11 protein-coding genes and 1 riboswitch are annotated in these 10,711 nt (G+C 29.4%); of the genes, 2 read left to right on the top strand and 9 right to left on the bottom strand.

Annotated features, from left to right (window positions below; all coding sequences use genetic code 11):
* Positions 1-61 precede the first annotated feature (61 nt).
* The 3 genes from ebpS to HMPREF3046_RS05780 all read right to left on the bottom strand — a co-directional run bounded on the left by ebpS (position 62) and on the right by HMPREF3046_RS05780 (position 3,995).
* Positions 62-1,522 (bottom strand): elastin-binding protein EbpS, encoded by a 1,461-nt coding sequence (gene ebpS / locus HMPREF3046_RS05790; protein WP_070717415.1) that lies wholly within the window; start codon positions 1,520-1,522, stop codon positions 62-64.
* A gap of 147 nt (positions 1,523-1,669) precedes the next feature.
* Positions 1,670-3,049, bottom strand: coding sequence for a RecQ family ATP-dependent DNA helicase (locus HMPREF3046_RS05785; protein ID WP_070717412.1), 1,380 nt, complete (start codon positions 3,047-3,049; stop codon positions 1,670-1,672).
* Positions 3,030-3,995, bottom strand: coding sequence for a helix-turn-helix domain-containing protein (locus HMPREF3046_RS05780; RefSeq protein ID WP_070717405.1), 966 nt, complete (start codon positions 3,993-3,995; stop codon positions 3,030-3,032). The genes HMPREF3046_RS05785 and HMPREF3046_RS05780 overlap by 20 nt, the downstream gene beginning before the upstream one ends.
* Positions 3,996-4,091: 96 nt before the next feature.
* On the opposite strand from HMPREF3046_RS05780, the gene HMPREF3046_RS05775 reads away from it, so the two are divergent.
* Positions 4,092-4,340, top strand: a complete 249-nt coding sequence (locus tag HMPREF3046_RS05775; protein ID WP_002449743.1) for a ferredoxin — start codon at positions 4,092-4,094, stop codon at positions 4,338-4,340.
* Between the two features lie 83 nt (positions 4,341-4,423).
* On the opposite strand, the gene HMPREF3046_RS05770 is transcribed toward HMPREF3046_RS05775, so the two are convergent.
* The 6 genes from HMPREF3046_RS05770 to HMPREF3046_RS05745 form a co-directional block, all read right to left on the bottom strand.
* Positions 4,424-4,969: an ECF transporter S component gene (locus HMPREF3046_RS05770; protein WP_070717402.1), complete on the bottom strand. Its 546-nt coding sequence runs from the start codon at positions 4,967-4,969 to the stop codon at positions 4,424-4,426.
* A 64-nt stretch (positions 4,970-5,033) separates the two neighbouring features.
* Positions 5,034-5,161: riboswitch (FMN riboswitch) on the bottom strand.
* A gap of 247 nt (positions 5,162-5,408) precedes the next feature.
* Positions 5,409-7,178: an ATP-binding protein gene (locus HMPREF3046_RS05765; RefSeq protein ID WP_070717398.1), complete on the bottom strand. Its 1,770-nt coding sequence runs from the start codon at positions 7,176-7,178 to the stop codon at positions 5,409-5,411.
* Positions 7,159-7,884: a response regulator gene (locus tag HMPREF3046_RS05760; protein ID WP_070717394.1), complete on the bottom strand. Its 726-nt coding sequence runs from the start codon at positions 7,882-7,884 to the stop codon at positions 7,159-7,161. Before HMPREF3046_RS05760 ends, HMPREF3046_RS05765 begins: the two co-directional genes overlap by 20 nt.
* 205 nt (positions 7,885-8,089) lie before the next feature.
* The gene (locus tag HMPREF3046_RS05755; RefSeq protein WP_070717390.1) at positions 8,090-8,827 is read right to left on the bottom strand and encodes a pseudouridine synthase; all 738 of its coding nucleotides are present in this window, start codon (positions 8,825-8,827) and stop codon (positions 8,090-8,092) included.
* Between the two features lies 1 nt (position 8,828).
* Positions 8,829-9,362, bottom strand: a complete 534-nt coding sequence (gene scpB, locus HMPREF3046_RS05750) for an SMC-Scp complex subunit ScpB (protein WP_070717388.1) — start codon at positions 9,360-9,362, stop codon at positions 8,829-8,831.
* Complete coding sequence (locus HMPREF3046_RS05745; protein WP_017176276.1) at positions 9,355-10,086, bottom strand: segregation and condensation protein A; 732 nt, start codon at positions 10,084-10,086, stop codon at positions 9,355-9,357. Before HMPREF3046_RS05745 ends, scpB begins: the two co-directional genes overlap by 8 nt.
* Before the next feature lie 98 nt (positions 10,087-10,184).
* Here HMPREF3046_RS05745 and HMPREF3046_RS05740 point away from each other — a divergent pair, with 98 nt between their 5' ends.
* Positions 10,185-10,691 (top strand): DUF309 domain-containing protein, encoded by a 507-nt coding sequence (locus HMPREF3046_RS05740; protein ID WP_070717383.1) that lies wholly within the window; start codon positions 10,185-10,187, stop codon positions 10,689-10,691.
* Positions 10,692-10,711 lie beyond the last annotated feature (20 nt).

The raw sequence follows: 10,711 nt of genomic DNA, 5'->3' as shown, positions 1-10,711 counted from the left end.
TAAGTTCCCATTTTAAGGGTTCAGTGCCTTTTAGGTGTACCTTTTTTAATACATTCAGATATTATTGAGGAATAACTAATTTTTGACCATTTACAATATTATTGCTAGTTAGGCCGTTAGCTCGTTTTAATTTGTTTACATTTTCAACTGTACCTTCACCATAGTATTGAATTGCAATACGATATAAATTATCATTACCAGATACTACGTGAGTTTGTTGACCAGCACTATTACTTGATTGTGTGCTATTTTGAGTTGATTGAGAATTTGAGTTATTGTCTGAACTTGATGAATTGTTATATACATTTGATTTATTGTTATTATTTTCAGATGTTGCACTTTCAGTAGAATTTTTATCATTATTATTGGTTGATGTATTGTTTTCTGTTGTAGATACTTCATTTGACTCATCACTATCTTTTTTAGTGCTATTATCTGATTCGTTTGATTTATCTTCTTTTGTTGCTGCTGTTTCATTTGATTTTTCTTTTTCATTTGTAGCTTTGTCTTTAGCTTTATCTTTGTTCTCAGTTTGTTCTGTTTTATTATCTGCAGTGTTATTGTTTTTATCTTTATGGTCATTGTTAAGATACATGCCAATAAAAATAGCTAGAGCAGCTAAAATAAGTAATAAAGCTATAAGTGGAAGTAATATCCCCATTAAACCGCGTTTTTTCTTACCGTTATGTGCTTGGAAACCATCATTATCATTTTCATGATGTTTATCAGCATCATGATGATTTAGATTGTTATGTTCATTATGTTGTTTATGTTTAGAAGCGGCAGCGCCAGCAACACCAGCTCCAGCTGCGCCAGCACCGACTGCAGCAGCTTTTTTGCCTTTATTTCCTTTTTTTCTGTGATGCTTATTATCTAGTTCATTATTATCTTCATTGTCATGTTGAACACTTCTATTTTCGTTATCTTGATAATTTTTATCATCATGACGATTATTTTTACGTTTTTTATTACGTGATGCTTTTGCTCCAACAGCCCCTGTAGCAGCAGCTCCTCCAGCAATTGTTGCGTCTTTTCCGATTTTTGAATGATGATCTTCATGTCTATCGTCATCTTGATCAAAATCACGATGACGACGATGATCACTATTCATTCTATCATCATTTTCATAACTATCGTCCTCAAAACGATGATTAGAATGATGGTTGTGTTCATCATAACGCTCATCTACATTGGAACGTTGATTATTCTCATAATTCTCGTGATTATGATGAGAATGATTATCGTTATGTACTTTGTCAAATGTCTCCTCATCATAACGGTCATCTAATGAGCCTTCTTCATAATTATTAACCTGATCGTTAAACTTTTTGTTACGACTAGAAGATTGGTTTCTTCTTCTTTGTCGTCTTTGTGCATTCCTTGGTGGAAACTGTTGATCAGTTTCATTGTTAAAATTGTCTATTTCATCGTTAGTTTCATTATTTACACGATCGAATTGATCGTTTGAATCTATCGATTGTCGATTTTTTTCAAAATCATCCTTAAAATTGTCTCTAGACATAGTCAACATCCTCTCTTTTTCTTATTTTAATTGTCACATTATTTATACCCAAGTAATGCATAAATATGTATCATTTTTTAAATGTCTTATAAATCATTTTATAATTTAATTATATCCTGTATAAAATAATTTAGTAAAGTAAAGTCACTAAACTCTAAATAAGTTTTTAATTTTTTCATTGAAAGTAAATTGTCTTTTAACTTTTTTTCTATTGTAACACTCAATTTTACTTAAATCTGAATCATTGTTACAACATTCATTAGGTTGATTAGGAGATTCTCCAAAAAATTCCAGTAAAAATTTTCTTCTACATTGATCTATACGAGTATAACCTATTATTCTTTGATAACCAGCTTGTTTACGTATATATGAGGTTTTAAAAATGTGTTTCAATTCCTTAAATGTATAATTTTGGTGTAATACTGTTAAAATTTCTTCTTTATTAGGTGGAAGGAATGCGCCTAGCTCAAAAGTTTCAACATCTTCTGTTACGATAGCATCATTAAATAGTAACGTTTCCAGAATGTAAGCATCGTCTGGTTGATATAGACTAATTGCTTGACTTTGTTTTCCATCTCTCCCGGCTCTTCCAATTTCCTGTAAATAATTTGAAGGGCTAGAGGATAAATGAAAATGAATAACAGTCCGAATGTCTTTTTTATTAACCCCCATTCCAAACGCACTAGTAGCTACAATAACTGGAATAAAATTATTAATAAATTGATTTTGAACAGTTTGACGTTCTTGATAAGTTAAATCTCCATGATAAATACCAGTTAAATATCCATGTTGATAAATAAGTTTTGCGAGTTGTAAGCATATTTTCTTAGATGATACATAAATAATGGTAGGACCCGAAGATTCAATAAATTTCAATAGCCATTCTATTTTTTCATCGTCATCCTTGAAATTAAAATGTGATAACGAAATATTTTTACGATTCATAGTCGTTTGTATAGTGTTTAATTTAACTTTTAAAATATGTTCTAAATCACTTGTTAAATGTGGTGGTGCAGTAGCAGTTAATGCTAAAATAGTCGCTAATTTAAAATGATGAGTGATTTGACCGATAAGTGCGTAATGCGGTCTGAAATCATATCCCCATTCTGATAAGCAATGTGCTTCATCTAATACTACTAAACCAAATGGGATGTTTTTAATTAGATTGAAATGATGAGATTGAAGAATAAATTCAGGACTTAGAAATATAAAACGACTTTGATTTAATAAATTGATATTTTCTTTCTTTTCTTGTTCATCCATACCTGAATGAATACATACAACCTTTCGTTCACCTTGAGATTTAAGTTGCATCACTTGGTCATCCATTAAAGAAATTAGCGGTGAGATAATAAGAGTAGGCTTTTGTTGCATATAAGTTGGAAATTGGTAACATAGACTTTTCCCACTACCTGTTGGCAAAACACCAAGTGTATGATTGCCTTGTAACACACTTTTTATAACTTCTTTCTGACCTGGGTGAAAACTTTCATGTCCAAACCATTGTTTAAGATTGTTCTCTAACATTCATTTCACCTCTTTCTATCCCAACAATCATGAGTTTAATTTCAAAGTATGATAAATGGTCAAACTCTCGTTTATATATTTTTAATCTTTCTCCTTTATGCTCTGTATAGTATTGAATAAATTGAAAAATATCTTTTTTCTCTACATAATTTTCGTAATTTTTCTCATAACCTTTAATAAATAATTCTAAAATATGATCTTCTATTGTATTGAGTTTAACATTCTGTGCAATTGCGATTTCATTTAAACTCAAACCTTGATGAAGATATTGTTGAGTTATAGATGTTTTATTTAATAATGATGAAAGAATAATACATTCAGATAATATAGGATAACGTTGTTTATTTTCAATTTCACTTCCTAAAGTGACTAAATTATTCAATTCTAAAGTATATAATTTTGAAATAGAAATATTCTCAATCAAACTTACCTGTTGTCTTGTATACATAGGCTCATCATAACCATGCAAATAATAATGAAGGTAGCACTTATTATTATTATTTAAACTGATTGCTTGAAATAAATTTGTTACTTCATTTTCAAAATCTTTTATTAAATCATTTTCAATAATAGTTCCATAAATCTTTTTAACTTTATTTTGAATAATAACTTGTTGGTTCATTGGTACGAATTTAAGTTGATGATGGAGGTATTGAGATATCGTCTGAATTAATAATTGAATACATTTAAAAGTATTATTAAGACTGTCATAAGTGAACCGAGGATGCACCTTGATATTTAATTCACTTATATCATTTTTATTCAAAAGTCGTTCAAATGTCTGATATTTTAATTTAGGTAAACTATGATATAATGATAAAAGTTGTTGAGAGCTCGCATCAAAAAACGTTTGATGTGACTTTTTTCCACTTAAAATATTATATATACTTTTATTAGTTTTATAATTGAATGAGTGATGTTTAACATAACTAATCATTTCTTGCATGAGTGAACTCCTCTTTTATAGAACTTTTATATCTAGAATATAATAAAAATATTTATTGTGACTAGTGTAGCATTTTTATCAAAGGAGGCGAATAAAATGGCAAAGTACACAATCGTTGATATGGATACATGCATTGCTTGTGGTGCTTGTGGCGCTGCTGCACCAGATATTTACGATTATGATGACGAAGGTATTGCTTTCGTAATCCTTGACGATAATCAAGGTACTGCAGAAGTACCAGAAGAATTATATGAAGATATGGAAGATGCTCTTGAAGGCTGCCCAACTGATTCAATTAAAATTGAAGAAGAGCCTTTTGATGGAGATGCCTTAAAATTTGAATAAATCCGTAAATAAAATTGTATTACCATAATTATAATATAAAACCTCCGATGATTCCTACTAAGAAGTCATCGGAGGTTTTAATTTTATTTCAATACTTTTTTTAAACGGCGATATAGCAAGATAAAAATAATCGATATTATACATCCTTTAATAATATTAAAAGGAATAATACCTGATAAAATGATTACTTTTAAATTAGTAAATACATCACCAAGATTAAATATCATGCCATACAAAGGTAGTAAGACAAAATAATTTAAAATACTTAAAACTATAGTCATTGCAATAGTACCGGCAACTAATCCTATAATTAATGAACGACGAGATGAATATTGTTTACGATGACTAACAAAATAAGCTGTTAGTAAAAAACTAGCTCCAGCTAAAAAATTTGCCATAGGCCCAATAGGATCGCCCATATTAAATAAGAAATTTAATATATTTTTAATTAATGCTACAATAAGACCAGACAGAGGACCAAAAGTAAAAGTAGCTAATAAAGTCGGTACATCACTAAAATCTAGTGTTAAGTATGGAGGCAAAAATGGTAATGGAAATTTCAAAAATGTTAATATGAATGCAATTGCACTCAACATACTTATGGTAATTAAACGTTTATTTTGTTGCATATTCAGTTTTCTCCTTCCATTCATCTTACTAAGAATTGGAGGATACGTTTACACAACAAAAAACCTCCATCTTCTCCCATCCAGACTATACTGTCGGCTTCAGATTTACACTGAATCAGCCACTTTCATTGAAGCGGGTCGCAGGCTCAAATTACTGCCGGTTGGGAATTACACCCTACCCCGAAGATGAATTATTGAATTTATCATTTAAAATTTATATTACATGAATAAATCCTTCATTGCAATATCTCTGTTTATTTATAAAAATGAGAGATATATTTCATCAATTTCATCGACTGATTTTAAATTAATATGACACGAAATATTATATTTAAAAAAACGATAGATATAAAAACGCTCTTCAAAGTTTTATCTTTAACTTTTGAAGAGCGTCATCTCAAAAAATTTGGATATTTAATTCTATTTTATTGAACGTTAATTATTTAGAATCTATAGAAGGTTTAGGTAATTTAATAATAAAGGTTGTGCCTTTATTCACTGTACTTTCTACAGAAATAATTCCGCCATGCTCTTGAATAATCATCTTACTAATAAATAATCCTAAACCAGTTCCTTGTTTACCTCTAGTTCTAGAAGCTTCAGCTTTATAAAAACGATCAAATACATGATCAAGATGTTCAGGAGCAATGCCGCTACCTGTGTCTTTTATATTTAAAATTTGATACTGACTATCTTTATTAGCAGTAATCGTAATTGAATCTCCAGGATGTGTATAGCGTGTTGCATTATCAATTAAGTTTGTAAGTACTTGTTCAATTCGATCAGCATCGTAATTCCATAAATCATCTTCATTAATATTTGGTAATAAATCTATGTTTAGTTTTAAATCTTGTGCTTGTTGACGATATTTAAGTTGTATTCTACGTAATAATGGCATTATGGGCTGTATTTCTTTATTAATGGTTAATCCTTCCGCATCCATTCTTGCAACATTTAAAAGCTCGTTGACAAGGCGATTAAGTCGTTTTGTTTCATCTAATACAATTGATAGTGATTCTTTTATTTCGTTAGGTTCTGTTACAATGCCATCGACTATCGATTCAGTATAACCCTGTAATAATGAAATCGGTGTACGGAGTTCATGGGATACGTTTGCGATAAAGTCTTTTTTCATTTGATCAAGATTATGTTCATTTGTCATATCTCTTATGATGATTACAATCCCACTACGACCATCTTGTTGAATACGATCAATATAACTCATTATAAATACATAATACTTAGAGTTTATTGTATATTCATTGAACTCTGTGCCTTTTGAATGGAATGTGGCATTGATTTGATTTTTAATTTCTGAATAAATAGATTTATCAATTGTCGGTAATATTTGGTCTGCCATTTTGTTAGATAGAATAATTTCACTTTTATCATTTAAACCCACTACACCTTCAACCATAGAATTAAATAAACGATCACGAATATTTTTTTGAGTAGATAAAGCTTCAATGTGCTCTTGAATTTTATAACTCATATTATTAAAAGTATAAGAAAGTTCACCAATTTCATCTTTCGTATTTACGGTTGTTTTTTGAGAGTAATCTCCATTCGATACATTAATTGCCTGTGTACTTAATTTTCTAAGTGGTTTAGTAATACGATTAGATAAAAAGAACGCAAAAATCGTTGAAACAATAAAAAATACAATTGCAGTAATTAAAATAATAATGGTAATTGCATTATTAGTATCTTCAATTGTTTTTAAGTCTTGATATATAAATACTCCGCTAAACTTAGCATGCTTACGATCTTGAGATTGCATCGGATATCCTAAAAGAATATAAGAATGGGATGTCCCTTTTTCACTTATTGTGACATTTTGTGTGGCAGATTTCCCTGTATTAAATACTTTATTAAAGTTGTCGTTGTTTTGAATTTCTTTTAACATTCTTTTTTTAATCAGATTATATGATTTTTCTGCTGACATATTTTTATTAGACATAATAATAACGCCACCTGTGCCATCAATCAATTCCTGACTATGTTGTATGGCAAGTGACTTGTTATCAGCTTTTTCAACAAGGTGACTAATTCTTGAAGCATCTTCTCTTATAGCATTTTCTGTTTGTTGGGTGTAATAATATTGAATAAATGTAATTAATGCTGCACTTAATAAAATTAAAACTGTCGTTACTATAAATATTATAGTTAACCACAGTTTTATAACAACACTATTTAGACGCTTCATCATTTGTATTGACCTCAAATTTGTAACCGACACCCCAAACGGTTTGAATCATATGTGCTGCTTCTTCAGAAACTCGATTTAATTTTTCTCTTAATCGTTTAACATGTGTGTCTACAGTTCTTAGATCACCATAAAATTCATAATGCCAAACTTCTTTTAATAGTTGTTCACGATCAAATACTTTATTAGGTGTTTTTGCTAAGTATATTAATAACTCATATTCTTTTGGCGTTAAATTCACTTGTTGTTGATCTGCTAATACACGATGTGCATCATTATCGATAATAAGATGATTAAATTCAATGACATCTCTTGCATGCGGTTCGCTTTGTTCTGGTTTAGATGTTTGAGTTCTACGTAGTAATGCTTTTACTCTTAATACGACTTCTCGGGGAGAGAAAGGCTTCACTATATAATCATCTGCACCTGATTCGAATCCTTCCACACGATTAGTTTCTTCACCTTTAGCTGTAAGCATAATAATAGGCGTATCTTTATGCTCACGTAATTTTGATGACATTTCAATACCATCCATTTCAGGTAACATTAAATCTAAAAGAATGCACGCATAGTCATTTTCCATAGCAAGTTCATATGCTTCTCTACCATCACTTGCTTCATGGATAGTAAACGATTCTCTTTCTAAGTAAAGTTTTAATAATCTTCTGATTCTATCTTCATCGTCTACAATTAATATTTCATTCGTCATTACAATATACCTCCTACACATGCTCTATAGCATTTTAATTATAGCATATTCACTATATTAAAGCTTTTTATTAAATTGACTTTGTGAAAAAAATATCAAAATATTTTTTGATGTAGAACCTATGATTTATTATTACAGTGAATAAATAAAAAAAGAATACACATTGTAATTAAGAACATTCTTTGTATTGTTAAGTTATTTCGAATTAATTACCATTTTCAGCCATATGTCTTAATATTTTCACCTCATGAGGTGTTAATACTCTACCTTCACCTGCATTTAAACCTTTTAAATTAAGATTTCCAAATTCGATTCGTATTAATTTATCGACTGTGTGATTAAAATATTCGAACATACGTCTAACTTGTCTATTTCTACCTTCACTAATAGTTATTTCAACCAGTGTCGTATTTTTTTCTTTATTTTGATTTTTTATTTTAACTTGAGCAGGTTGTGTAAAACCATCATCTAATTCAATTCCTTGTTCTAATGCTTTAACTTCTTCTCTCATTAAATACCCTTTTAATTTTGCAACATATTTTTTCTGAATATGATATCTAGGATGAGTCATTAGATTAGTAAATTCACCATCATTTGTAAGTAATAATAACCCTGAAGTATCATAGTCTAATCGTCCAACTGGATAAATTCTTGCTTCTAAATCTTTAAAATAATCTGTTACAACCGTTCTACCTCTATCATCTGAAACACTAGTAATAACTTGCGTTGGTTTATAGAACAGAATATAAATTTTATCTTCTTGCTCAATTTTAATTCCTTCAACTTCAACAGTGTCTGAAGATTTAACTTTCGTTCCCAGTTCTGTAACTACTTGACCATTTACTTTTACTTTACCTTCAGTGATTAAAGTTTCTGCTTTTCTTCGAGATGTATATCCACTGTTGGCAATTCGTTTTTGAAGTCTTTCTAAATCTTTATACATTTTATTTCTCCTTTTGATCTGTAAGTGTACTAAAGAAATTTTCAATCTCTTCGTTATCTTCTTCAGTAGATGGTAGTTCTTCTAATGATTTCATTCCAAAAACATTTAAAAATAAATCAGTAGTCATGAGTAAATGACTACGCGATTTTTCCATGTCTTTTGCTTCAATGAGTCCTCTAGCAATTAATGTTCTCACTGCACCATCAGAATTGATGCCTCTTGTTACTTCGATATCACTTCTAGTTAATGGTTGATTATAAGCAATAATCGATAGTGTCTCCATAGCAGCTTGAGATAGTTTCATGTTTGCTTTTTGATTCACTAGTACTTCGATAAAAGGTGCACTCTCTTTTTTGGAGGTTAACATATAAATAGAACCATATCTTTGTATTTCAAGACCTTTTGAATGATACGTTGAAATTAATTGATCCAGTTCATCTAAATCCATTTTTAAAATATCTGCAAGCTGACGTGCTTCGAGTCCTTCATCGCCTACAGTAAATAATAATGACTCTATAATTCCAATGTTATCCAATAGAATAGTTCACTCCTCTAATGATATTAATGTCTTCAAAGTTATTTGACTGTTCTATATTAATAAGACCTGCTTTAGACATTTCTAATATTGCTAAGAAATGTGTAACGACTTTACTCACAGGTTCATTAAAGTTAAATAAACTAAAGAAATTAAATGATGTTTGTTTCTCTAAATGTTTAGCAACCACTTCAGTAGCTTGTTGAATTGTAAAAGTATCTTTTGAAATTTCAACTGCTTTTGGTGTATTTAATGCTACTCTATTTTTTACTCTTTGGTATGCAACAATCAGTTGAGTCAAATCAATCGTTTGATTTTTGTCCCAATGTGTTTCTTTTTCTAAGTGAGATAAATCAGCTGGTGATTTAGTATAATATAATTCTCGTTCTTTCTTTAATTCTGTTAATAGTAAAGAATATTCTTTATAATTTTGATATTCGATTAAACGACCTACAAGTTCCTCACGAGGATCTTCTTCTAAGTCATTTTCAGTTTCTTGTTGTGGCAATAATAATCTACTTTTTATCATTAATAACTCTGAAGCCATCACTAAATATTCACTTGCAATATTAATTTCAACTTCTTTCATTGCATGAACATATTGCATATATTGTTCAGTTAAAGCTTTCATTGGTATATCATAAATATCTATTTCATATTTATGGATTAAATGAAGAAGTAAATCTAATGGGCCATTAAAAGCATCTAATTTAACTTCGTACATAAATGAACTTCCTTGTATTATAAAATCTAAATTGTGCATAATTCACTTAAATATTATACCATGAATATATATTAGAATTAAATTAAGGGTGAGTATTCATGAATAAAGCTTTATGTCATTTCTACTATCAATTTCATACACACCAACATTATTTTTTATGTCATGATATTTTAGAAGAATCATGGAAGTCTAAACCTAATTTTTCTAAGAAAGATGCTATAGTTAGTTTAATACTATGTTCAACTGCAATGTATCACTATAGACGATGTAATAAGTTAGGTGCATTAAAAAGCTTTAAAAAAGCGTTATATACATTTAAGCATGCAAAGGATAAAGAGACACTAGGTTTAAAGGTTAATGAATTTACTTTATTGATTCAAAATCAAATAGAAAAAGTGAAACATGATCAGATATTTCAACCAATACAGTTGCCAATTAAATCTTCGATAGAAAGGGAAATTATCCATTTATATCCTAATTATGAATATAAGAGACAAATTAATAATGATGACATGATTGTTCATTATCATCGTCTAAGAGATAGAAGCGATATCATTGCAGCTAGAAAAAAAGCACTTAAAAATAAAAGAAAGAAAAGGCACTGAACCCTTAAAATGGGAACTTA

It is taken from the genome of Staphylococcus sp. HMSC070D05 (genome assembly GCF_001815595.1).
GTDB lineage: Bacteria > Bacillota > Bacilli > Staphylococcales > Staphylococcaceae > Staphylococcus > Staphylococcus hominis.
The sequence above is the reverse complement of the archived record's forward strand: the minus strand, read 5'-3'. Positions and strand labels throughout refer to the sequence as shown.